At 61.9% G+C, this 25208-nt stretch carries 17 protein-coding genes; 7 read left to right on the forward strand and 10 right to left on the reverse strand.

Features of this window, described 5'->3' with window-relative positions:
- On the reverse strand, positions 1 to 946 hold a 946-nt coding region (locus tag H609_RS13330; RefSeq protein ID WP_081659424.1), incomplete at its 3' end, for an IS481 family transposase.
- A 553-nt stretch (positions 947 to 1499) separates the two neighbouring features.
- On the opposite strand from H609_RS13330, the gene H609_RS0104765 reads away from it, so the two are divergent.
- The 5 genes from H609_RS0104765 to H609_RS0104795 all read left to right on the forward strand — a co-directional run bounded on the left by H609_RS0104765 (position 1500) and on the right by H609_RS0104795 (position 10854).
- A complete protein-coding gene (locus tag H609_RS0104765; protein ID WP_028484420.1) occupies positions 1500 to 2612 on the forward strand; it encodes a Fic family protein in 1113 nt (370 codons plus the stop codon).
- Positions 2613 to 3490: 878 nt separating this feature from the next.
- Positions 3491 to 3973: a TolC family protein gene (locus H609_RS14290; protein WP_231369969.1), complete on the forward strand. Its 483-nt coding sequence runs from the start codon at positions 3491 to 3493 to the stop codon at positions 3971 to 3973.
- Positions 3974 to 5050: 1077 nt separating this feature from the next.
- A complete protein-coding gene (locus H609_RS0104775; protein ID WP_231369961.1) occupies positions 5051 to 5572 on the forward strand; it encodes a polymer-forming cytoskeletal protein in 522 nt (173 codons plus the stop codon).
- A gap of 642 nt (positions 5573 to 6214) precedes the next feature.
- A complete protein-coding gene (locus H609_RS0104780; protein ID WP_231369962.1) occupies positions 6215 to 8461 on the forward strand; it encodes an AAA family ATPase in 2247 nt (748 codons plus the stop codon).
- A 473-nt stretch (positions 8462 to 8934) separates the two neighbouring features.
- Positions 8935 to 10854 carry a hypothetical protein gene (locus H609_RS0104795; protein ID WP_231369963.1) on the forward strand — a complete coding sequence of 640 codons (1920 nt, stop codon included), beginning with the start codon at positions 8935 to 8937 and terminating at the stop codon, positions 10852 to 10854.
- Positions 10855 to 11033: 179 nt separating this feature from the next.
- Here H609_RS0104795 and H609_RS0104800 read toward each other — a convergent pair whose 3' ends face one another.
- From H609_RS0104800 to H609_RS0104815, 4 genes are all read right to left on the reverse strand, one after another.
- Positions 11034 to 13244 carry an ATP-binding protein gene (locus H609_RS0104800; RefSeq protein WP_028484424.1) on the reverse strand — a complete coding sequence of 737 codons (2211 nt, stop codon included), beginning with the start codon at positions 13242 to 13244 and terminating at the stop codon, positions 11034 to 11036.
- On the reverse strand, positions 13237 to 14406 hold the full coding sequence (locus H609_RS0104805; RefSeq protein WP_028484425.1) for an FIST signal transduction protein: 1170 nt from the start codon (positions 14404 to 14406) through the stop codon (positions 13237 to 13239). Before H609_RS0104805 ends, H609_RS0104800 begins: the two co-directional genes overlap by 8 nt.
- The gene (locus tag H609_RS0104810; RefSeq protein WP_028484426.1) at positions 14406 to 17165 is read right to left on the reverse strand and encodes an ATP-binding protein; all 2760 of its coding nucleotides are present in this window, start codon (positions 17163 to 17165) and stop codon (positions 14406 to 14408) included. The genes H609_RS0104805 and H609_RS0104810 overlap by 1 nt, the downstream gene beginning before the upstream one ends.
- A 318-nt stretch (positions 17166 to 17483) precedes the next feature.
- Positions 17484 to 19220 carry an EAL domain-containing protein gene (locus H609_RS0104815; protein ID WP_028484427.1) on the reverse strand — a complete coding sequence of 579 codons (1737 nt, stop codon included), beginning with the start codon at positions 19218 to 19220 and terminating at the stop codon, positions 17484 to 17486.
- Between the two features lie 523 nt (positions 19221 to 19743).
- On the opposite strand from H609_RS0104815, the gene H609_RS0104820 reads away from it, so the two are divergent.
- Positions 19744 to 20679, forward strand: a complete 936-nt coding sequence (locus tag H609_RS0104820; RefSeq protein WP_231369964.1) for a response regulator — start codon at positions 19744 to 19746, stop codon at positions 20677 to 20679.
- Positions 20680 to 21396: 717 nt separating this feature from the next.
- Entirely contained in the window at positions 21397 to 21636 is a 240-nt protein-coding gene (locus tag H609_RS0104825) for a hypothetical protein (RefSeq protein ID WP_028484429.1), read from the forward strand.
- A gap of 109 nt (positions 21637 to 21745) precedes the next feature.
- Here H609_RS0104825 and H609_RS0104830 read toward each other — a convergent pair whose 3' ends face one another.
- From H609_RS0104830 to sufC, 5 genes are all read right to left on the reverse strand, one after another.
- A complete protein-coding gene (locus H609_RS0104830) occupies positions 21746 to 22129 on the reverse strand; it encodes an iron-sulfur cluster assembly accessory protein (protein WP_028484430.1) in 384 nt (127 codons plus the stop codon).
- Positions 22130 to 22206: 77 nt separating this feature from the next.
- Positions 22207 to 22527, reverse strand: a complete 321-nt coding sequence (locus H609_RS0104835; protein ID WP_028484431.1) for a non-heme iron oxygenase ferredoxin subunit — start codon at positions 22525 to 22527, stop codon at positions 22207 to 22209.
- On the reverse strand, positions 22527 to 23072 hold the full coding sequence (sufT, locus tag H609_RS0104840) for a putative Fe-S cluster assembly protein SufT (protein ID WP_028484432.1): 546 nt from the start codon (positions 23070 to 23072) through the stop codon (positions 22527 to 22529). Before sufT ends, H609_RS0104835 begins: the two co-directional genes overlap by 1 nt.
- 23 nt (positions 23073 to 23095) lie before the next feature.
- A complete protein-coding gene (gene sufD / locus H609_RS0104845; RefSeq protein ID WP_028484433.1) occupies positions 23096 to 24433 on the reverse strand; it encodes a Fe-S cluster assembly protein SufD in 1338 nt (445 codons plus the stop codon).
- Positions 24430 to 25179 carry a Fe-S cluster assembly ATPase SufC gene (gene sufC, locus H609_RS0104850; RefSeq protein ID WP_028484434.1) on the reverse strand — a complete coding sequence of 250 codons (750 nt, stop codon included), beginning with the start codon at positions 25177 to 25179 and terminating at the stop codon, positions 24430 to 24432. Before sufC ends, sufD begins: the two co-directional genes overlap by 4 nt.
- Positions 25180 to 25208: the final 29 nt, after the last annotated feature.

The following is a 25208-nucleotide window of genomic DNA, read 5'->3' on the forward strand; positions in this document are numbered from 1 at the left end:
TGTGGAGTCTCACAAGGTTGTCCTCAGGTAGACCGAGGACGCTGATGGGTGGCTGCTTGTTCAGGCTACCGTGTGGGCGGTGCCAGTTGTAGTCGTGGATCCATCGGGGCAGATGGCGTTTGCGCTCCTCTGACGTGGCGTAGGTGAAGGCGTAGGCCCACTCGCGCAGGGCGGTCTGGATAAAGCGCTCGGCCTTGCCATTGGTTCGCGGCGTGTAGGGCCGGGTGCGGCGATGGCGGATGCCCAGTCGGCGGCAGGCCTGGCTGAACGCCCGGGCGTGGTAGCAGGGTCCGTTGTCGGTCAGGACCCGTCGGATGGTGATCCCCAGGGTGGCGTAGTAGCGCACGGCCGCCTCCAGGTGCGCGATCGCATCTCGGGCCCGCTCGGCGGGATGGATCTCGCTGTAGGCGATGCGCGAGCGGTCGTCGATGGCCACATGCACGTACTCGTAGCCCGCGCCGATGGAGTCCTTGGCGCGAACCCCGGTCACGCGGTGGCCCGGGTGACGGAAGCGCGCCAGCTTCTTGATATCGAGGTGGAGCAGATCGCCGGGGTGTTCGTGCTCGTAGCGCCGAGGCGGTTCGACCGGCTCCAGCGCGCTCAGGCGGTTCAGGCCCTCGCGCCGCAGGATGCGGCTGACGCTGGCCCTCGAGATCCCCGTGAAGGCGGCGATCCGATCCATAGTCCAGCGCTGCCGCCGCAAGGCGACCACCTGGCGCTGGATCCGTCGCGGGGTTCGCCGCGGTTGGCTCCGCGGCCGGGACGAGCGGTCCGCAAGACCCGAACGGCCCGCCTCCAGGAACCGCTGGACCCAGCGCTGCACGGTCTTCGGATCCACGTCAAAGGCGCGGGCCGCTGCACGAAGGCTCAGGCCGTGATCCACGACCAGACGAGCCATCCGCTCTCGACCGCGGGGGCCCATTAAGGCATTTTGATGAAGGTTCACGGGGCGTCCTCCTTTGGAATGGCTAGGTCCGCAAACTCAGCATCCTTCGGAGTCGTCCCGTGGACAACCTATTGAGAGATCACACCTAGTGCTGCCCTTCCTCGGATAGGCGAGCCCGCATCGGTCTGAATGAAGACGGTGGACCGCTCCGACCGTTTTGGCCGTCTTAGCCTGCATGTGCGGTTGTTCCTGCTACACATGCTGCCGTCTCTGCTTGCTCACATTCACCTCCAATTACCCATCCGTGTGGCTTAACTGGAGTGTCCGCTGTCATTGGATCACTTCACACCGGCACGCCACTGATCAGTGGTGAGTCCGACTTGCTGCAAGCCTCCGTCCACGAGGAAACGCCATCCGCGGGTTTCGTCCCGCATCCAGGTGCATGATCCGGTGACTCTTCCCAGAGGGCCGAAGAATCGACTTTGCATGGTCATCAGATCTCCTTGGTTTTTCGTTGATCGCCCATGCATGATTGAAGTGGGGTAGAACCCTTCTACGCTTGGAAATGCGGAGAAAGACCATCATAATCTCCGCATAAAGTGCGGAGATTGGTGTGCGATATATCTGGGAACTGACCGATTGGCCCCATTGGCAGTGGGACGCGGAACATATCGCGCCGATGCTGGCCGCGGCCGCGCGCGAGCAGGGTCGGCTGCTCGGGCGCATGCAGGGGTTGGGTTTCGCGTTGCGCGAAGAAGCGTCGCTGCGGGTGCTGTCGGAGGATATCGTGGACTCCGGCGCGATCGAGGGCGAACGGCTACCCCTGGATCAGGTGCGCTCTTCCCTGGCACGTCGCCTCGGCCTGGAGGCTGGTGGACTGGTCGCTTCGGGCCGGGATGTCGAAGGCATGGTCGAGCTGATGCTGGATGCCACGAAGGCCTTTGACCGTGAATTGACGGTGGATCGGCTGTTCGACTGGCATGCGGCCCTGTTTCCGACGGGGCGTAGCGGAATGACGCGGATTCCGGTTGCGCGTTGGCGGGATGACGATCAAGGGCCGATGGAGGTGGTGTCCGGCCCCGTTGGCCGGGAGACGGTGCACTTCTCCGCGCCACCGGCCGAACGAATCCCGGGGGAGGTCGACGCTTTCCTCTCTTGGTTCAAGACACCTGGACCGCTGGATCCGCTATTGGTGGCGGGGCTGGCTCACCTCTGGTTCGTGACGATTCACCCGTTCGAGGATGGAAACGGGCGTATCGCGCGGGCGATCGCCGATATGGCGCTGGCACGAGCGGATGGGTCGGCGGAACGTTTCTACAGCATGTCTGGGCAGATCCTCCGGGAACGCAGCGACTATTACGCGACCCTGGAGCGGACCCAGAAACAGGAAGACCTGGATATCACCCTGTGGCTGGAATGGTTCCTGGGCTGCCTGCAGCGTTCGCTGGACAGCGCTCAGGATGCACTCGAGCACGTGCTGTTCAAGGCACAATTCTGGGAGCGGTTCGCCACCGAGCCGCTCAATGCCCGACAGATCAAGGTGCTCAATCGCTTGCTGGATGGGTTCGAAGGCGGGATGACCTCTTCGCGTTGGGCCCGGATGGCCAGGTGTTCGCAGGACACGGCACAGCGGGATATTGCGGACCTGGTGGGCCGGGGCGCGTTGAAGAAGAACCCGGGCGGTGGACGCAGCACGAGTTACGCCTTGCCGGACACGCTCGGATGACCCGTCTCGTCGCACCAGGTCGACAAGGAATGCGGTAGGGGGCAAGCACTGTGCATGCGCCGTGCGATCAGGGCGCCGACCTGCGTAATCAAGGGGGGTCAGACCTCGTAATCAAGGGGGGTCAGACCTTGACCTTTAATCAAGGGGGGTCAGACCTTGACCTTTGCCTCTCTCTTGATGCGGGGGCAAAAGGCAGGGTCTGACCCCGAACTCTCCGCCGGGTCTGACCCCGAACTCTCCGCCCTCTCCGAACCCCGAACTTTTCGCTCAAGGCCTGGCAGCATGAACGCCTCGATTTGTTTCGAAAACGTGTATATGACCAGGCAAAACCTGACATCTATGACCGCATTGCAGGGCGTACTTTTCCATTTACTTTTCGTAAACATAAAAAAGCCCGCAAACGCGCTTGGAGGCGAGATTGAGGGCAAATGCATTGGGAGATACGTACATCGAAGAATAGCAGCGAGGCGGCAACCCACGTCTCATTCGCATCAGATTTTAGTATCCGTAATGGAAATGAAAAGGCCCGAGTTGGTAGAAGTTTCGGTGCATACAAAAGCTGGGCACGGCATCCTGATGTCGGAAGAAGGAGGAAAATGACGGATCGATCGGGCGGAAGTGGGTTTTAGGGGCTGCTGATGGAGTCATCCGGTCGAAATTCGATTTCTTGATGAGACAAGCCGCGGTTGTCCGCGGGTCCAACACCGTCGCGTCGTAAGCCCGACGGCCGCCCCTTCGTCATTCAGGGAGGGCTGTCGCGTCAGTTCCCATCTTGTTGATCAACCCGACCCGGAAACCACTACGTGCAAACCGAAGGCGATCACAGCAAAGCCTCCATGCTTCCAGGTGCGAGGTGGGTCCGTTGGGGGCTGTTGCTGGTGCTGATTCTGGTGCCCGACGGGGTGCAGTCGGAGTGGTACCTGACCCTGAGTGAAGAGCCGGGGGTGCTCGGGGAGTCGGGTACGCCGGCGGAGGCCTGGTCTTTTGCGGATCTCGCGGCGCTTGCGGCGCAGTCCTATCCCTCGATCACGGCGCGGATTCAGGAGCAGGAGGCGGCCGAGGGCGATCGCCGCGTTGCGGCCTGGGCGCGTTTCCCGAAACCAGGGGACGAGGCCAGCGTCGACGACGATCAGGTTCTGCAGGCAGTGCTGAGCCTGCAGCAGCCGTTGTTGACAGGCGGGCGCATCACGGCGGGCATTCAGGCAGCCGAGGCGCTGGACGCCGCGACGATTGACGAAGTGGGCCGGGTCTCCGACGGCATACCGATGGCGTTTCGCCAGCTTGATGGCCGCGGGCAGGCGGCGCAGGTGATGGCCCCGGTTGACGCGCTGAACCTGTATGTCGCCCGCGATTCCCGCTGACGGATGACTTTCGTGCCTGCCGCACTGCGGGTGTAGTAGTTCGCGCTGGAAGACGGGGCGCGGGCTCTTTCATTGTGGCCGTACTAACAGCCGGTGCCCGCCGGCGCCATGGATGCGAAGCCGTTTTTCGTATCGAACCAGCGCTCGCCAGAATTGCAGCGGGGGCGAGCTTACTGGCGCAGCCTGCCCAAGCGTGAACGCCGCTGATGCCCCGTTTCAGGTTCTGGATCAACGTGGCGTGCTGAGGCCTTGGTGACCGCAGCCGGAGTACGGGAAAGATATCGGTGGGGACCTACTGTTCGGACTGTTCCAGATCTACATGTACGCGCTGGACGGAATGTCGGACGCAGACAGGATATGCCTGCCGCAGGCGAGGGTGTCGTACTGTCTACATGCCCAACGGGACAGCCTGCCTCGCTTGAGGCGCTTTGGTTCACTGGCGGCGTCTATGACCAGGCCGCCCGGCGATGATTCGTCTTCGCTGGATACAGAGGGCGTCGATGATTTTCTGGCGGCCATGTCGAGCGGGGGTGACGCTCGTCAAGAGGGGCAGGAGACATGATGCTGGGTGGGTTTGGACGCGATCCGCCACTCTGCGTCCAGATCAGGAACGCGTGTCAACCGGGCACAAGGGACGTCCGGGCCCCGATCTGCAGCCACATCTGCATTGGACAGTCCCGTAAACCGCGTAGCGGTTATCCGGGATCCCCATGGTACGGGGTACCCGTATGTTGGGGCTGGACTGGCGCGTGGAGCTCCCGGCTCTCCGCTGGGTTACGGCCGGGATGATGACTTAGGGTGGCGAAACCCGGCCCCCGTGGCCCTTGAGTCTGGCTGACGCTCGTTTCTCATCAGGTAAAAAGTTCGCGCATTCGTGGCGTATGGGTATTGAGCTATCTCATTAAATTTACGTCTCTTAAAGAGATGCTCCACGGGTGAATTCGATTCGAACTAGAATCGTGAAGCGGAAATCTCGCCATTATGACAGGGACTGTTTCCGATACGGTTCCACTTCCACTGGACCACGAAGCGGGTGAGTGTGAGATTGGTTATTAAGCAACTGAGGAGGTTTCAAAGATGTTCAAGCGAGGTTTTTGGGGTACTGGCGGTCGTGGTGTGTGCGCTGAAGAAGACGATCACTTTTTGGCAATGGGCCAGATGAATGGCGGGATTTCTGCTCTGACCGAGGACAGCGAGGTTGATACCCTTCAGGAGCTTCCCCGCAATAGTACAGTGGTTGGGGAGGGTACCGTCATTCGTGGGATCCAAGAGGTCACGGGCGAACTGTTCGTTCGTGGCAGTGTGGAAGGAAACATTGCCTGCGACTCACTTATGACTATCGAGGTATCCGGCCGGGCAGAGGGTGAACTGGTGGCCTCTGAGGTGCGCATTGACGGGCGCTGTGACGGTACGGTCGAGTGCGCACGATTCACGGTTGGGGCGTCGGGTGTGTTTACCGGTACGGTCATCGCGGACACGCTGGTGATCGAGAACGGTGGCACGTTTGAGGGCGACAGCAAGCGCCGCACACCCGATAACGTGACCCAATTGAAACAAAGCTTGAAGCACAAGGCGGAGGGTCAGCGCAGCGGGAGCTGATTGGGCTGTGGCAAGCCACCGACCGGCCAGGATTGCGTGCTGCAGCACCTACTCAAAAACGGTGTGTAACTCGAGAGCTGTGCTGGATCGGCGACATCGCAGTTTGTTCTTTCGTCTCAACCGCGTGGGTACGCCTTATAGTCGTCCGGTAGCGGCGGTCTTTACGAGTTTCAGTTTGCACGGATCGGATCCGATTCCGACTTCAACCTGTTTAATGCCAGGTGACGTGCGCTTTTAACTCCAAATGTTACTCACCGGCGGGTTACAGGGTTCAATGCCTGACGTTGAGGAAGTAATCGCGTCGGAGATTTTGAGCGTTTTCGCCGGTCGGGCCATGGCTAGTGCGGGCCAGGCCCGCTATGCCATAGCTTCCCCTCGGATGGAGATTGCGCGGAATGGCGATGGTTTTTCGTGATGGCTCGGGTTGAACTGCAGCTTTTGGGTGAGCTTGGGATCCGTATCCATGGTATGGATTTAGCTCACGAAATAGGCCCGGTCAAAACGCGGCTGCTGCTTGGGTGGATCTGTACCGCGCCACGCGAGGGCTTGTCACGCGCAGACCTGGCCGTGTCTCTGTGGCCCCGTGCCGGTCGGAACCACGCACTAGCGTCGCTTGGGCAGGCGCTCACACTACTGAAACGAATGTTGACCGACGGAGTTCATAACTACCTTGAGGTCGACGTCAATCATGTGCGACTCATGCGCGCCCGCCATATCCTGGTCGATGTCGATCGATTCGCGCGTTTTGTTTGTTCGGGTAACCCGGATGCGGAAGCTCTGTGCGAGGCGGTATCCCTTTATCGCGGCCCGTTCCTCAGCGACCTGCCCGCACCCCGCGAGCCGGAATTGCGCGATGGACTGGTGCGCTTGCGTGATCGATACAGGGAACAGGCGCTCCAGATGGCCTTGCGTGCGAGCCGGGCCCTGGAAGCAGAAGGGGCCCTGTCGCGGGCGCTTGAGCTTGCGCAGCGCGCGACCGAGATTGATCCCGATGCCGAGTCGGCGTGGCGGCGCCTTATAAAAGTGCGCCTCGCCCGCTCGGAAGAGGCGTTGGCCTTGCTGGATGCCTCGAAATACTCGGAGCGGATGCAGGCGCGACCGGGAGGTTCGGCGAGCGCGGCCGTCCGGCGTCTGTTAAGTCTGTTTTCTGGCAGCGATTCCGCAGAGATGTCGGATCGGAACGAAGGAGACGCAATCGCCGCCGAAGGCATGGCCGCGGTTGATGGAGCTGCCTTCGGGAAGGCCGGCGGTTGGTCTAGTCGATGGCCGGTTACCGTGGTACACGTCGACCTCAGCGACACGACATCGCATTCCTTCGACGAGCAGTCGCGGCGAGAGATGATTGGGGTGCTTGGTGACCGGTACGGCGCCTATCCGGTGATCGGTGAACGGGCGTCCTCGGCGACCTTGTTGTTCGGGTATCCGAGGGCTAACGCCGAGGCGCTGGGAGAGGCCTTGCATGCAGCCCGTGAGTTGGATGACTGGCTGCCGCACTCCGGTATCGGGGTGGAACACGGGCAAGTGACGCTTCAGTCGTTCGCGGCAACGGAGGTCGAGGGGCTGGCGGCCATGGTCGCGCGTGGTCTGGCGCACGAGGCGGGTCCAGGCGAGGTGTTGGTGGGGCCGCGTGTCGCGGGGGATCAGTTTCGCGCCTTTGAGATGACGCTGGTGGAGGTCGAGCCCGCGGTCGGGGTGTCTTCGGTTCCGGGTGCGCGCCTCACGCGGCTTGGCGCGCCCCGGCGGGGGTTGGTGGCTCATGCGGCGATATACCCCCTGGTGGGTCGGGAACGCGAGTTCCGACAACTGCGGGGCTATGCGCGAGGCGTCGAGCCCCTCGGAGGTGCCATGCTGGTAGAGGGGCCTCGCGGTGCCGGCAAGACGCGCTTGTTGACGGAGCTCTGGAACCAGATGGACGGGCATGCCGGCGACTGGTTCGAGCTTCGCGGTGAGCCGGGTGCCGGCAATCTGCCCTTCCACCCGTTTGTGACGGCGATACGGCAGCAGGCGGCGATCGACGAGGATGCCGACTGGTCGGAGGTGCTAGGGCGACTGCGGATCTGGCTACGGCGGCAAATGGGGGCCAAGGTGTACGTGCCAAATTCGGATCTGGCGCTAGTGGCTGATCTGTTCGAACCATCCGGGGAGCCCAGCGACAATCTGCCCCGGAACCTGTCGCCCAGGGAACGCCTCGAGCATGCCGCGAAAACCTTGCTGGACCTGTTTCTGTATCGCGGCGGGGTGATCGTCGTGGAGGATGTCGAGCGAGTGGACGCGCAGACGATGCAGTGGTTGGAACGGCTGGCCTCCCGACTGCGAGGGCAACCGCCGCGCCTGATCCTGACGACCGCGCGCAAGGAAGACATTGATCCGGAGCTTCTGGCGTCCTGTCACCCACTTCAGTTGCCCGAGCTCACCCTTGGCCAGATGGAAGACATCCTGCCCTGGATCGCCGAGGAGTGGGGCGACCCGGGCCGTAATGTCCGGCGTTGTCTGGATCTGGCCGGCGGGAGCCCGTTGATTCTTGAACAGCTGGCCTTGTCGAATCCCCCCGGGGAGTTGTCGACGCGCTTGACCATTCCGCCTGGCGTACATGACTTGCTGGCCGAACACGTCGATGGCGTAGGGGACGCGTTTTCGACGGCCGTTGTGTTAGCGCAGATTGAGGGCTTCGCGACCCTGGACGAGCTTCGCGAGCAGGCGGATTGCGACCAAGCCGGTGTCGAGGGAGTCCTGGCGCACCTCGCGCGGCTGATGGAGATGGGGATTGTGCGCGAGACCGTGCGCCTGGGTGTGACGCGTTATGCGTTCACGCGTGAACTGTACCGCGTGGTTTTGCTTGAGGCACACGCTCAGCATTCGCAGCAGGCCGCTGCCCGGGTGGCTGGCTAGCCGGTTTCGAGCGACCGGCTCGTCATGCTCGTCATGGTCCGGGTACCCCGGTATGGAAGGGCGAGACGCCGGTCTGCCCAGGCGGACGGTCGTGTTGCCACACTCCGAATCCTTCGGAATCGAGCGATCAGGACCTCGAGCCGCTGCATGTCGCGTCGGGTTTGGCGAAACACCGGGTACGAGCGCGTGTATGGACGCATGTATGGATCTGGGTCCGTTTCCCGATTAGCAACGAGCGTCATCCCGGCTGTAGCGCAGCGAAGAGCCGGGTTCGCCAGACGCTGGTCCAGCCCCAACGCACGGGTGCTCCATACCGTGGAGATCCCGGATAACCGTTGCGCAGTTTCCGGGATGACGGAGCCGCGGGAGGCTGGCGCCCCGGGCCCGCACGGCCTTGAGCACGGCTCACGCTCGCTGCTGATCAGGATCCGTTTTTTCTATGAGCACGGCGGGGTAGTGTTCAAGTGTGGCTGATGATGACTGCGAATCGGTTCCGTGTTTACCTAGCGCTTTTGCTACCGCTGGTAATGCTGAGTGGCTGCCTGGCAACGACGGACCACCAGCCCGGGGAATCGGCCTCCGCGGAGCGATCCGATTCGCTGGTCTTGGCGGAAGAAGATTGGCGAGCCCTGGACATCATGATCCTCGCCCGAACCACCCGCGACATCGATTACAGCAGGCAGAGGCCCGCCCCGTTTCGTCGGGATATCGAGGGCAACCTGGTGAGGAACACTCCCCGGGACGGAGAGGAATGGCTCGAATACTGTGATTTGTATCTGCATGATCTAACGGATCTTCCTGCGCATGTTTCGCGTTCCGGTGGCGCCGATCCATACGTACTTCATGAAGTATTCGACCAATGGGGTCGTACGCATCCCCCACTGGCCGTTCGTTCGGTCTATCGGGCCAATGGGGTCAACCATCTTGATAGCGCCGTCTTTGAGGCCCTGGACGATTTTTTGAATCCGAAAGATCGGGAGGTCCGGCTGCGACATGATTGCAGTGGCACCCAATCCGAATTGATGGTGGCTCCCCGCTATCTGTACGAACCGATTCTGGAACTCCCCGCGTACAAGAGATCGGCGCGATACGAAATTCTGGCCTCCTGGTCCTTCTCGAGGCTGCGCGATGCCTCGGTGGCCATCGACGAGCGCCGCGCGGATCGTGTCGCTCGGGCTGAGGCCCGCTCGGCGCGTTACACCCTGCTGGCTGCGGAAAATGCCCGCGAGACCGTAGGTTCGCTGTTCTTCTCCTGGAACCAGCGGCACAAGAGCTTCGCCGCGGATGATCGGCGTCGGACCGGCGATGGCTTCTATCGCCAGAACGTGTGCGCGCTGTCCACGAGCGGGCATGATGCAATGGCGGTCCGGGGCTATCGCAGCCTGGGCGAGGATATGCTCAGCGAAGCCCTGGCGAGCGAATTTTCTGAGTGGGAGCGGTATTCGCCTGCGCATCTGCTGCTTGAGCCAGAAGACATCATGGGGTTCGAGAGGGTGTATGACTCGCTGGATGACCTTTACAAGGACGCGGATGCGCAACTCGCGGCACTCCGCGAGAGGGGCTGGCGGAGCGAGGGGTCCTGCAACATCTTTGTGGGCTTTTCAGCCGATATCGTGAAACTCCAGACGGCGCTGGAACAGCGTGGTCACTATCGTGAGATCCCCCGGCCAGAAGTCCACTTGGGGCAGCTGGTCGAAGTGGAGGAACTGTGGGAGCGGTATGCGACCCGGTCAGGCTACGAATCCTATGCGGAGCTCGAGTTCGTCCTGGACTGGCCCGAGGAGATCTCGCATGGGCAGCTGGCGATTTTGCGAGATCGCGAGTACAACCGAGAACCCGCCTACTCGCAGCTGCGGGAAGAAATCCTCCAATCCGGCTATTTGACGGAGGCGGACCTGTCGGTGGCGGGCGCGATCCAGTACCTCAAGGATCGCGACGGAGCTCGGGACCAGGGGGTCACGGTGTTACAGGCGCGAGAACAGCGGCGCCTGGAAGCGCAACGCCGAGCGGAGCAGGAGGCCCGCCGAAGGGAGGCGGCGCAGACGCGACTGCAACGCGAGTATCCGTTCTATGCCGTTTTGTCATGTGGGTTGCAGGGGTCGCACACGGCGATTGCGGCATGTTTCAACGGAGGGCGGATGGCGTCCACGACCACGCTCGAGCTCGAGAATGGTGACGATTACCGGATGTATGCCGTTCATGAATTGAATCGGGCGGGAAGAGAAGGCCGTGCCGGGCTGAATATCCCCTTGCGCGAGACGTTTCGTATTCAGGCGCAAAACAGCAGCCCCAGCCTGATGCTCACGCTTACGGTATACGAGCGCGCCACTGGCAACACGGTCTTCCGGCGTTCCGCGCAGCAGTATGGCGTGCTTTCCGTGCGCAACGAATGACAAGGCTTTGCCAGACGCAATGTTGAATGCCGAGCGGCCCCGGTGTGGCGCGTCCCGGCATCGACGGTCTGTGATGATCCAACGCCGCGGCACGGACATCTCGATTGTCATGTTGGCAAGGAGCGTGTGGGCGCAGAGGATGCCGAAGTGCCCTTGCAAAGATCGTCGTTTGGACCGGCTTACGCGATCCAACGCGCCAGAATTTCCTTGAGTTGCTGGCGGTTGTAGGGTTTGGGCAGGATATCGTCCATCCCGGCCGCCAGGCACTCGTCGCGATCATCGTTCATCACAGCCGCTGTGAGCGCAACGATCACCGGACGCGGTCGGTGTGGCTGTTCCTGTAGCGTTCCGCGGATCTCGCGCGTTGCCTGGAAGCCGTCTTTTACCGGCATGCGACAGTCCATAAGGATCAGGTTGTAGTCCCGTAGTGCGATTCGCTCGCAGGCCTGCTGGCCGTCCGTGGCCACGGATACGTCGTATCCGAGCTGACGCAGGGTATCTTCGGCGGCTTCGCGTACGTCGTCATCGTCGTCGACCAGAAGAATGCGGGTATCATCCGGCGCCGTGACGGCCTGCGGGTGCGGGCGGGAGGGTGCCGGAGAGGCTGGCTCGGAATCGCCCACGGGTTTTAGTGGCAGGTCGAAATGGAACGTGCTCCCGCGTCCCGGGGTGCTGTCGAAGTCGAGGACACCACCCATCGCTCTGACCAGGCCGTCCACGATTGCGAGCCCCAGTCCGATTCCCTCCTTTGGCTTCTGGCGATTTTTGTGGGCCTGGTAGAACGGTTCGAAAAGCCGTTCCTGATGGCTTTGAGGGATGCCTTCGCCGGTGTCACTGACTTGGATTTGCAGCCTTCCGGAAGCGTGGTCGTGCGTGGTTAGTCCGGTCGCGGCCGCATTCAGGGAAATAGTGCCGTCGCGGGTAAACTTGAGCGCATTTCCGAGCAGGTTCCAGAGGATTTGTCTGAAGCGACGCGGATCGAGGTAGATAGACTCCGGCAGTTCGGGGTCGATCTCGACCAAGAGCTGATTGCCTTTGTCACCGGCCATTGCCGCCATCTGGTCGACAAGCTCTCGCAGCAGGGTCGGCAAATGGGCGGGGGACTCCTGCAGCTCGATCGTATCGTTCTCGATCGCGCTGATGTCGAGAAGATCGTTGACGATCTGGTTCAGATGGTTAGTGGCGCGCAGCAGTGTGTCCACACGCGCGCGCTGGTTGGCATCGAGCTGCGTATCCGCCAGAAGTTCCAGGGTTGGAAGGGCACTGCTCAGGGGGGTTCGCAGCTCATGGCTGACCACAGCAAGAAACCGCGATTTTGCGTGATTTGCCTTCTCGGCTTTTTTGGCCAGAGACAACGCGGAGCGAGACTCCGCGCGCAGCTGGAGTTCGAGCGCCTGTAATCGGGATTGTTGATCCAGACGAAGTTTCGCACTGGTGAACAGATTGGCAATCAGTCTCAGGAAGTTCTCGTCGGGCCGCTGTCCGTTATAGGCTGGCGAGCGCCAGTTGAGCGTCACAAAACCCAGCGTTCCGACTGCGCTGGCGAGCGGGATGGTGACATGTGAGCGAATGCCGCGGTTGGCAAGGGCGGTGTAGGGTGAGTCCAGCCCGGATTCAGACGCGATATGTTCCGCATACCTGGGGCCGGTCGGGTCCTGATCCGTTGCCGGGATGATGACGGGCAATCGACGAGCGTCGTGTCGCTCGGTTCGTGAGCTTTCCGCCGAGCTCCAGTGAACAGCGGGCGTGCAGAGTGTGGGGGCGTCAGCGTTCAGGCAGAGGGTGGCTTCATCCGCCCGCAGGGCAAGGGCCACCGCATAAAAGCTGTCCTCAAGAACGCCTTCCAGGGCATCCTGGGGTGCCCGGGCGAGTTCCAGTGACCAGCGAATCAGAAGGGATTCCTGTGCCTGGCGCCGGGCCAGTTGTTCGTTCTTCCGACATGCCATGCATGCGTCACTCAGGCGCGTGGCGATGGTGCGAAACGACTCCCAGAAGGAGTCTGGCAGGGATTGCGGCGAGTCACCGATGACGATGGCACCGAACTCCGGAAGCTCGAACACGATGAACTGGCCGTCGCCATTCACTTTGCAAAAGGACGGTGGCTGCAGGGGCGTCGAAGGCTCGAAGTGATACTGGAGCTGGGGCGAACGGAGCACCGCGCGCCACCGTTTTTTGTGCTCAAGCCCGCGCGGCATGGAACGGACGGGGGTCCATTGCACTGCGTCCGCCTGTGCTGAAGGGCTGCGCTCGAGGACGATTGCACCCGAGATATTGACTGTGCGAACCAGTTTGATCAGCGCGTGGCCCAGCATCTCGCCCAGGTCAAGGCTGCGGCCGACCGCGAGCGATATTTGCAACAAGGCATGCGCTTCGGTCTCGCGTTCAATCATCGTTGGCCACCTTTGCCGGTGCCAAACGCTGCGAGAAGTAACCGAGGGTGATGGTCTTGTTGAGAAACTCGGGAAAGCCGACGCCCGCGTATGCGAGTTCTCCACCCGTGATCGCCCCAAAGGCAGTGGGATGGTCCGAGAGCACATCCATCTCACGTGGATACTGCTCACCGAGGATCTGGGTCCGACTGATGCAGTCGAAAATCATCATCGTTCCGGGGGTATCGGTACAGGCGTCCTCGATATCCGATACGGCATCCTTCGCGGCGCCCACCAGACTGTCGCGATCCCCGGTAAAAACCTGAACATAGGATCCCGTCGGGATCTCCGCGAGTACGCGCAACCCCCCGTGCTCGGTCGCTGCAATAGGGTCGCGTATGAGTGGCTCGCGGCCGAGGACGCATACCCCCAGCGGGTAATGTCCCGCGCGTTCGGCAACCTGGTCCGGCAAGATGCGGGCCCCGGCCTGGTCGGCGACCACGCGACTGTAGGTCGGAAAAGCCGGGCTGGATTCGATGGTTTCGATGACGTCGCCCTGGGCGGCTGTCACCCGCAGGCTGGGGGAGATGGGGTAGAACCCGTGGCGGGTGGCTGTCGCGAGGCGCAGCCCCAGCGTGGCCGCAACGACCACGTGGCGATGGGTGCCGGTGTTGGTGTAGACCGCGTTCTTGGCTCCGGCAGTGGGTATGCCGGCTGCCGCCCCGATGGCGTGAAGGTCAGCACCGTGTCGCTCGAAGTAGGTCTCGAGAAATCCATTGAGATGATTGGAATAGACGTCGGTCAGCAGGATCTGGGCGCCTGTCTCGGAGGCCTCGCCGATTGATGGATGCGGGGCCTGGTCGGCGGATCGGTCGGTTGTGTGCGACGCCGCGTTACCCAGTGGATAGAGCTCGACCCGCGGCGTAACCGGTAGCCGAACGACCAGAGCCCCGGTTTGGTGCACCGACGCCGACCAAATCAAGGCGGGAAAAGCAGCACCCAGGAGCGGGACCCGAAGCGATTGCAGGAGGTCATCCAGATCCTCCGGCAGGTAATCGTTACCCTGCGCGGTCATGATGAGCAACCCGGCGGGCGGTTGACCCGCGAGGGCGGTCCGGATGGTATCGCGCAGCGCGTCCAGGGTGTGGCCTGCGGTGGTAAAGGTGCTCAAGGTGGCGGTCATTACGGGGTACCCGCTTGCTCCGGATCGCCGGTGTTCGGATCACCATCGTTGGCGATCGAGTGGCACGGCAGGGCGACCGTGATTCGCACTCCCTGATCGGTGTTCCGGAGATCCATCTGGCCCCCGAGGTCATGTACGACGCCGAAGGCCAGGGTAAGACCCAGACCCGTTGCGTGCGTCTCGCCCTTGGTTGTGTAGAACGGTTCGAATACGTGCTCGAGGTGCTCTTCGGGGATACCGCCGCCGTTATCCTCGACCTCCAGAGTAGTCGTCCGCCGTTCGTCATCGATACACGTCCGGATCCGTATGACGCCCTCGAAAAAGCCGAGCTCATCGTCTCGGCGGTGCTGCTGGCGGGCGTCGATTGCATCCCGTGCGTTTGTCAGTAGGTTGGCCAGCGTCTGCTCGAGATCGGTGCGTTTGGCGTCAACGATACCTCGAGGTTGCTGATGATCCACGACGATTTCAATTCCTCGGGCCTTGATCTGCTGACCGATCAGGCTGAGCACGTGATCGACGACGGAATCGATCGCAACCTGCCGTGCCTCACTCTTTTGGCTGCGTCCGAATACGCGCATGTCGTTGATGATTGCGGCGGCGCGCTCCGCTTGTTGGGCAATGCGGTCGAGCCGGGCGTGCACGTAGTCGACGGTTTCGGCGGGCATCTCGGGAGAAAGCGATTCGCGCGCGTTGTCGGACGCAAGCTGGATGACCTGTAACGGCTGGTTGAGTTCGTGCGCCATTCCCGTGGCCATCTCGCCCAGGGTGGCCATCTTGGCGTTCCTGACCAGTTGCTCCTGGGTGGCCTTGATCCGTGAAATGTCCACAGTCAGGCCAATCACTTCGTCCTCGCCGTCTTCGAGATCGTCCAGGCGCGAGGCCTCTTCATAGACCCAGGTGTAGTGGCCCGTTGGGTCGCCCAGGCGGTATTCGCAGGAGGCGTACCCTTCATTGTAAAGGCGGCCAATCATCGCGCGGGCCGCGGCCTGATCCCCGGGGTGGACCATTTCCAGCCAGCTGTCGGTGTCGGGAAAGTCGCTGTGCCCCGTGAGCCGGCGAGCGGAGGGGCTGACGAAGGTCAGGTCGATCGTACGCTCAGAGCCGAACCGGCCGGCCCAGATGATCACCGGGGCATTCCGTACCAGGCGAACCAACCGCCGGGCATCACGCTGTGAGCGCTGAGTCGTTCTCTGGATTTTGCGCGACATTCGCCGCAGGTACTGGTTCAGCAAATGCGTTTCCATGAATCGCGACGGAATGCCTGGAATCACCTGATTTCCATCGAGGCCCAGGACCGCGTCGATGTGGGGCTGGATTTCCTGTCGGAATGCGCGCGTTATCCCAAGAATCAGAGCGAAGCCGGCCGCCAGGATGGCCATCAGTATCGTCAACTGGGTCAGTAGCGAGTCGCGGTAGGATGCGACGTCCGCGGCCGGAGTCAACGTCGCGGTGAGAAGGCTGCCCGGGATCGCGGTCGAGGGCCGCGCCAGCCAGAGCGTCAATCCGGACCACTGGTGCATAGCGCTTTCGCTGGGGCGGTCGTCCGGCCATTGGTAGACGGGTTCCTGGTGGGTGACGATGCGGCTCCACAGACTCGAATCCCCTGAATCCGGGACTTCGGTGGCCCCGTTGTTTCCGACGAGATAGACACTTGTGCCGTCGTGTTTTCGAAGCGCGAGCTCGGTGTTGTCCTTGACCGGGGGCGCCACGATATTGCGCCGGAAGAACTCGGCGGGCGTGGCGTGGGTGAAGGCAATCCGCTGTCCATCGGTCTTGATATCAAGGGTGCGCCAGACGATCAGTCGCGCGTCTGCGTCAGGATCTGCGATATGTAGTCGGACGCCGGTGGGCTTTTCGTGGGCCCAGTTGCAGATCGCCTGTTCAAGGGCCGTATCGGAAGCTTGCTGAGAGCTTGGTGGGCGAGCTGCACCGGAGCCGTCATCGGCTGGGCAGAGCAGCGTTTGTGCTGACGGGGCGCCGCGTGCACGGGCCGGATCGGGGTTTAGGGAGGACAGATCCGGGTTGGACATGCTGGTAACTTGGAGGTGCAGATCCGAGATCCCTCTCTGGGCGGCGGTTTGCGCGTGGTGTTCGAGCATATCAAGACCGTGCGCGAGGTTCTGATACAGGGTTTCCTGAACCGTCTTACGCAGGTGATGGCCCTGAAGAAGCGCGAGCAACGTAATGGGGATAACGAACAGGATAACCAGCACATTGATCAGTACGTGATGCATGGAGTACACGGCTGTGCGCGCCTGACGGTCCACCATGTGAGTGCCGCTACCGGACGCGAACACGAGCAAAGCGGCGATCGAGGCCGCGAGCATGCCGTTGATTGCCTGTTTGATCACGATCAGCGCGATCGAGATCAGGTCGAGCTGGATCAGCAGTGTATTTAGGACGAGCCAGGTGGGCGTCCCCATAACAACCCAGAAGATTGCGACCCAGAAGGCGAGCGGGATCGCTGGATAGCGCCGGGCCAGTAGGCCGACGATCAGTACCTCCAGTGAGATGACCATCGCGGGCCAGGGGACTCCCCAATGCCAATAGCTAGGGATGACGCTGACGGCAACAACGAACAGTGCCCAGGCTGGGCCGAGCAGCAGCAATGCGATATACGCGAAAACGAGGCCGGGCAGCAGATCGAGACCGTAGCCAAGCGGAATGGGCAACCAGTTGATCAGGTGGCCGGCTAAAGCCAGGCCAGCCGCAACTGCCAGGTGGTGGTATCGGCTGATCCGGACGTCCGATTGCGCCATTAGTTGGTGTCCTTACGCAGACGCGGTTAACGCTGCGCGAGTCGCACAGCTTTGGGGTAGCAACAGGCTGTAGCGACAGTCCTGCCGGCGTTGTGTCCGAGACGGCGGCATGGTGTTCTCGCGGGGTGGCCGAATCAAGGGCGGGTGTTCGCCAGAAACCATCCAGTCGCTTGTCGGGTAGGAACTCGCTTTGGCACGGCGCGGTGTGGCGCTGGGGATCCCGGAAAACCGGGAGGCAGGATCAATTCGCGATGCGCGAGGTGCCGGGTCCCGGGACGGCCGGGTTGCCAAGTCGAGCCAGTACATAATCCGCCTGCCCTAAGCGCTCAGCTGAGTTCGATACTGGGCAAGCGCCGCGTAGAACGCCTGACGGATCTGGATCGCGCTCGCGGGTTTGTCCAGATAAAGTGTCGCGCCCGCGCGTTGCGCAAAACGCTTGATTTCGGGGGATCCGTGTCCGGTCAGCACCACGACCGCAGGAGCCTGTCCGTACTCCGCCTTGAAAAGCGGGTCGAGGATTTCGAGTCCGTTCCCGTCGGGCAGGCACAGGTCGAGGAAGATGACGCCGATGGAGTCGATGTTGCGCAGGGTCCAGCGGCAATCTTCGAGAGACTCGGCCGTCCAGCATGCCTGTCCCTCCTGTTTGAGGGTGATGACAATCTCTTCACGGACTTCTTGATCGTCTTCGACAATCAGACACCAGGGCTGCGAGGGATCGCTGCGATGCGATGCGGTCAATTCGGTGGCGCCCGGCTGCTCCGGTGATGCGGCTTCATCCCACAGGCTGTTCAGGAGTGCCAACTCGTCCTGCGAGAGTACCGGATCGTGGGCCGCACGGGACGATCCGTTATTGATGGTGATGGTTCGCAGGTTGGCGATTTCGTCGCGTTTCAGCGGCAGGCTGGATGCATCCTCGGCAGGCATCGGTCGACCGAAGAGATACCCCTGCCCGACATTAAAACCGTCGCGGATGGCGAGCTCCAGGAGGGCGGAATCCTCGACCCCTTCCACGACCGTACGGATATTCCGCTGACGACAGAGGCGGGCAATATCGCCGAGAAGGTGATGGTTACGCCCTTCGTCCTCACCATGAAGCAGGAACCACGCATCAATCTTGACCTCGGTGAATGGCAGCTGGGCCAGGCGGTCCAGATTCGAGGCGCCGCTTCCAAAGTCGTCCAGGGACAGTTCAAAGCCGGAAATGCGGGCCTTGGATAGGCCCATACGCTGTTCGGGGGTCAGATTGAGGCGCGTTTCGGTCAACTCGAGTACAAGACGGTCGTGCGGAAATGCGCGGTCGCGGCACCAGCGAATCAGCTCTCCCGGGAAGCGGGGGTCGGCAAAGATTTCCGCGGGCAGGTTGATGCTGAGGCGGGTATGCGGGTCGCCGTGGTTCACGCGCGTGAAGAGATCGAGCGACTGACATGCGATTGACTCGAAGATCGACCAGGCGAAACGTTCGGAATCAAGATAGACCGCAAAGGCGGCCGGACCGACGGGTTCGGGGCGGTCTGGCGGGAGGTAGCGCGCCAGCGCCTCGAAACCGCTCAATGTTCCGTCCACAAGGTCATACTGAGGCTGAAAGAAGGGTACCAACCAGCCTTGTTCCAGGGCGCGCTCCATGGCTGCCATGGACATGGGCTCTACTGGTGGGGGCTCGACATGTTCCGGAAGCGGCCGCTGCGAAACCGAGTCAAGCAGTTGCGCAAGCTGCTGCCGTCCGAGGGGTTTGGCCAGGTGTCCGGCAACCGGCAGCCGTGCGCGCCGCGCGGCATCCTCGGCGCTGACCAGAATATCGGGGTCCAGGCCGGATACGAAGGCAACCGGGGGTGGCACGCGGGGCAGAGCCGCTACCCTGGGTAGCAGGTCCAGACCGTTTTCGTTCCCGAGGCGGAGATCGAGCAGTACAAGGTCGATTCGGGTCCGCTCAAGGAGGCGGGTGGCCGCGCTGAGGTCATTCGCTGCATAACTTTTGACCCCAAGCCGCACGAGGGTGGCCATGATTTCCTCGGTGGTCTCCGTCGAGTCATCCACGACGAGTACGTGTTCGATCACTAGTTTGTCTCCATCCATATCTCCGAGGCCCCTAGCGGGATCGGGACGCTCGCGAGATGCGGGCCACCTCCAGCATGAACGGCTGGGTAGGCCCACCACTGTTTGCAGGACCCGCCTTGTCTCGGAAGACTGTCGGGTCTGCATGCGGGCGCGTACGCAGACCGTGGGGCCCTTGATCACCCTGAACCTGTTCGCAGTCTATCGTTGCGCTGGCGCGAAGGACGATGGGGTATTTCCCGAATGGTTCCAATATGGAAGGAGTGTTCGAACGGCCGAGACCCTCACGGAAGTGTCGCCAGGACTCACCTTTACAACCGCGCGGCCGAATTTGCGGCCTTCGTTCATTGCTGCAGGTCGGTTTCTGGGTCTGCCCGCATGGCGTTGGGCCGCCACTTGCCTTAGGCGCCACAACACAGAGGTTATATGCAACCCTTCCATTCTGAGAGCGATACTTCTGAAAGCGAGAGGAATGCGTGGTTTTCTCGAGCTATGAGCCTCGATGACGCACAAGGGAGCAATAGACGTGGACGTTGACAACCCCGACGGTGAAGCGCTCCGCAAGGTCATTTCGTCCGCAACCCGGCAGCCCGAAGTCCTGGTCGTCGACGACGATGCGACGGTACTCGACGAGATCCTCGCCACCCTTGGTTCCGACGGGATCGAGTGTATTGGGGCGGAGAATGGTCGTCAGGCGCTCTCGTTCCTGCGGGGATATCCGTCGCTGCTTGCGGTGCTTGTGGATCTTCGGATGCCGGAAATGGACGGGTTCGCCCTAATGCACGCGATACGAGATTCCATTTCGCCACACGCCGCGCCGGCGATCGTATGCGTCAGCGGCCATCTCGATATGGAGGCGACGGTATTGGCCATGCGGCATGGGGCACGGGATTGTTTGACCAAGCCCGTATCGAGGACTGACCTGTTGAATGGCGTGCATGCGGCGATGGAGAGTGCTCGCCAAGCCCGGCAGCGGGAGGGAGAGCATGATGTGATGCGGTCGCTTCTGAGCGACCTGCAGTCGAAGGTGTCACAGGTCGCCATGCGGGTCGGGGTGACCCGCGGTAACCTCGGACCTCATTCGCACGAGGATCCCGCCCTGGGCCAGAGCCCCCCGGGCGATCCGGTCGAGGCATCCTCACTCCTGGATCAGGTTCGCCGGTTGATCGCCGAGCGCGAGCGGAGGCGGGAGTACTTCCCTGGCAGTCTTTTGTCGGATCCCGCATGGGATATGCTGCTGGACCTTGCGCAGAACCAGTTATCGGGACACCTGACCTACGTATCCAGCCTGGCAGTCGGCGCGCGGGTCCCCCTGTCGACCACGTCGCGGTATCTGGACATGCTCGAAAAGGAGGAGCTAGTGGAGCGGTTTCAGGATCCTATGGACAAGCGCCGGGTCCGGGTGAATCTGACGGACTCGGGCTGGAATCGCATGCATGAGTACCTTGATGGACTCGTCTGAGGGACGGGTACCGAATATTGCATGTATGCGACTTGCCGCACCCGCCGGGTCCAACCCGATGAGCGACCGTAGATCGGCACGCGAAGTAAACACGGCACCGTGCTTCGCTAACGATCCATGCAAGATGGTTGTTGCAGTGTGGAACGATCGTGGAAGGGATTCTTGTTGTCCCGCTGAGCTGTGGCACCTAGCATTCTGCTTAGCCCTCGCGAATGGGAACCCTGCTCTGGCGTGGACGTGGCTGCCAGCCTCCGTCCGGATCCTCCAAGTTCCCGTGAAAGCAAGGCTGCGGCTCGCTCCCCCTGTAGTCGTGGTCATGTGATCGTTCGCGAGGGCTTTCTTGTTTCTGGGCTTTACGCCCGATTCCCCCGTGAGACGCGCTGGCCGCGAATGCTTTCTATGCGCCCAGGGATGCGCTGATTCAACGAACGTCCGCTGCGGGCTGCGGGATTTCGTGCGCCGCGAGCCTCGTACCGGGCGATGGTTGCGCGGTTGGGGTGTGCAAACGGGGCGAACACGGCATCGTGGCGGCCGGGTTCGGCGGGGCCCGCGGCGAAGAAGCTTTCAAGTCGGAACGGCATTTTGTCGCCCGGAGCCAGCGTTTTACTGATTTGGGAGGGCCATCGAAGGGCCCGCTGGGCACGGCGTGACGTAAGTCCTTCCGCTTCGAGATCAATTGGCCGGCGGACCGACTCGTCGTAGCAAATACTCGAGGCTATGCGGTTCCATGATGCTCAGGCCTCGACCATTCTGGTGCGCGAAAAGCATCGTGCCGAGGGCGCGTTGATTGACTACGGCGATGACCCGACCGCCCGTCCACAGATTCGCCGACAGCCTGTGACCTCTTTGATACTGGAAGTGCAAATTCAGGGCACTCACGTAAAACGCCCCGTGGAACAGTTCGAACAACCCGTCGACGGCTACCAACCGGGTTCCCTGGTGGACCTGTTTGCCTAATTGTGATCTCTCAATAGGTCATTCACGGGGCGACTCCGCAAGATTCGTTCGATGCGCATACGCGGGGTGTCTCCGGCGCGCGCGGACGATCGGCTCCGGCGGGTTGCCGTCAGTCCACGGAGAAGCTTTCCCCGCAGCCGCAGGCGGCGGTGACGTTCGGATTGTTGAATACGATTTGCCGGGTCAGACCCTCGGCCTTGAAATCGATCTCCATGCCGCGCACGAACTCGAAGCTTTTCGGGTCAACATGAATCGCGAGTCGGTCATCAATTTGAAAGACCAGGTCGTCGGGGCGGGCCTCGTAAACCAGGTCCACGACATACATCCAGCCCGAGCAGCCGGTCCGTTTGATCTCGATGCGGAATCCGCGGGCCTTCGGGTCGGTCTGCATCTGGCCGAGAATGTGTTCCACTGCGCGCTCGGTGGCTCGCAGATGGTCGCCGGGGGCTACGTCGACGGGTGTGTTGGGTGTTTGGTCGAGAGCTGATGACATGGCGATCGCTCCTTGTTTAATGATTTGCGCCAACGTCTGATCGGCGCTTTGGATAGCAGGGGGCGTCAGGTTCCGGTTCAATCCCAGCGGTCATCGCGGACCTGGACTGTTCCGTCGTGGACGCGTACGGGAAAACAGGTGAGGGGCTCCACGGCGGGTGCGCTCAGGGCCCGGCCATCACGCAGACAGAACTCCGCACCATGATGCGGGCAGGTCAGCCGGTCACCTTCGATCTTGCCATCGGCGATCGGATATTCCTCGTGGGAGCACAGATCCTCGATCGCGTAAAAAGCCCCCTCCACGTTGAACACCGCGATGGGCACGTCGTCGACGTCCACGATACGGTACTGGCCCGGCTCGATGGTTGTGGCCGGGGCGACATCCACCCAGTCACTCATCAGAACATCCCGGTCTCGAGGCGTGCGGCCTCGCTCATGCGCGAGGCGTCCCATGGCGGGTCGAAGACCATCTCGACTGAGGCCTGGGTCACGGTCGGGACCTCCATCACCCGTTTCCGGACATCATTGGCGAGCGTGTCGCCCATGCCGCAGCCCGGCGCGGTCAGGGTCATCTCGATCCATACTCGGCGCATGCCGTCGCTCAGGTTCTCGACCTCGCAGCGATAGATTAGTCCGAGTTCAACGATGTTGATCGGGATCTCGGGGTCATAACAGCTGCGTATCTGCTCCCAGACGAGATGTTCAACATCGGCGTCGGTGGCGTTCTCGGGCAGCTGCGGCGGCGGCAGGGGTGTCTTGCCCAGTGCGTCGGCATCCTGGCCGCTGATGCGGAACATGCGGCCCTGGGCGGTGACGGTGAAGGATCCGCCCAGGGCCTGCACCAGTGCCAGCTTGCTGCCTTCGCCGATCATGACCTGGTGGCCGGCCGGCACGGCGACCGCCAGCGTGTCGCGTTCCAGAGTGATGATTTCCTGTGTCTGCATGAAAGAATCCTCCCGAAGGGAACTCACTGGCCGATCGAGTCTTCGATCGTCCCCGGAAGTCGTTGGGACAGGCGGTCGCGCATGGCCTCGCGTACGGGCTCGAGCGCGATCCGATCGAGGACCTGCTCGGCGAAGGCATGAACCAGCATGGCGCGCGCGGTCTCGCGGGGGATGCCGCGACTGGCCAGGTAGTACAGGGCCTCCGCGTCCAGCTGGCCGACGGTCGCGCCATGAGCGGCCTTGACGTCATCGGCGTAGATTTCGAGTTCCGGCTTGGTGTCGATCTCGGCTTTGTCCGACAACAGCAGGTTGGCACTGTGCTGCTCGGCCTCGGTCTTCTGTGCGCCTTCCTGGATCAGCACCCGGCCCTTGAAAACACCCCTGCCATGGCCCTGGGCGATACCACGGTATTCTTCCCGGCTCCGGGTATGCGGTACCGAGTGATGCACGCGGGTGTGCGTATCGGCATGCTGTCGCCCGCTGACCAGGAAGAGTCCATTGAGGTGGATCTCGGACCCGGGTTCGATCAGGTCGATGTTCAGGTCATGACGAACCAGCCGGCCGCCCATATTCACGTTGTGCGAGGTGACGACGCTGTCGCGGTGTTGGCGCACGAACACGTTCCCGACGTGGTAGGCCGTGTCGCTATGATCTTGTAGCAGGTAATGCTGTATCTGCGCCCCGGCGTGCGCCACGATCTCGGTGACCACGTTGGTGAAACCGCGCGCACCCTCGGCGTCCACGTAATGCTCGATCACCGTGGCAGCGGCCTGCTCCTCGGCGATGATCAGAATACGCGGATGGCACCAGAGCGCCTCGCTTTCCGCATTGCCGTACAGCAAAATCTGAAGGGGGCGCTCGAGCGTTACGCCCCGGGCCAGATGGATCAGGACGCCATCGGTCAGGAAGGCGGTGTTCAGCGTTGGGAATGGCGAGAACCAGTCGTGTGCAACGGCATCCAGGTGCGGTTCCAGTTCATCCGGATTTTCATGGATCGCGCTGTTGAGTCCACGGATCTGTACTCCCGCTGGCAGGGGACCCAGTTCCGACAGGTCCGGCCGCAGGTGCCCGTCTTCGAATACCAGCTGGATCGGTTCCAGACCCTGGTGGGTGTGCCCGGCGACGGTCGCGGCATCGAGGCTGTCGCGCCGTTCAGCTGCGGCGAACGCCTTGTTGGTAAGCGGGCGTACATTGGTGTACTTCCATTCTTCGTCACGAGGGTCGGGGAAGCCCGTTTCGATGAATCGACGGGCCGCCACGCGCCGCCTTTCCAGAAGCCATTGGGGCAGGTGGGGCGGGAGCGCATCGTCGAGTTGCTCCGCCTGCAGGGTGTAGTGGTCTTCCTGGCTGATCGCGCTCATGCGGCCTCCTCGATGATCCCCTGATATCCATCGCGTTCAAGCTCTTCAGCCAGGGTCTTGTCACCGGACTTGATAATCCGACCGCCGGAGAGCACGTGCACATAGTCGGGTTCGATGTGGCTGAGCAGTCGCTGGTAATGCGTGACCAGGACGATCGCGCGTTCCGTGGAGCGCAGATGGTTCACCCCTTCGGAGACGATCTTGAGCGCATCAATGTCGAGGCCCGAATCGGTCTCGTCGAGAAGGGCCAGTTGGGGTTCGAGTACCAGCATCTGCAGGATCTCGTTGCGCTTTTTTTCGCCGCCGGAGAACCCCGAGTTGACCGCTCGATGCAGAAAACTCTCATCCATCTGCATCATTTTCATCTTCTCGCGCACCATGCTCAGAAACTGGAAGGTGTCCGCCTCTGGCTCGCCTCGGTGTTTGCGCCGGGCGTTGTAGGCCTCCTTGAGCAGGTAGATATTCTTCACGCCGGGGATCTCTACCGGGTACTGAAAGCCCAGCAGCAGCCCCTCGCGCGCCCGGACTTCGGGCTCCATTTCCAGCAGGTTTTCCCCTTGATAGGCTGCGGAACCCGCGGTGATGTCGTAGCCATCACGCCCCCCGAGCACTTGGCAAAGGGTGCTCTTGCCAGAGCCGTTCGGGCCCATGATCGCGTGCACCTCGCCCGGTTTAACCTCGAGATTGATGCCTTTGAGGATCTCTTTACCGTCGATGTCTGCCTTGAGGTTCTCGATCTTCAGCATGTGGTGTTCTCCCAGGAATCCGATTGTTG

The organism is Thioalkalivibrio sp. ALE17, from assembly GCF_000425605.1.
In the GTDB taxonomy this organism is placed as follows: domain Bacteria; phylum Pseudomonadota; class Gammaproteobacteria; order Ectothiorhodospirales; family Ectothiorhodospiraceae; genus Thioalkalivibrio.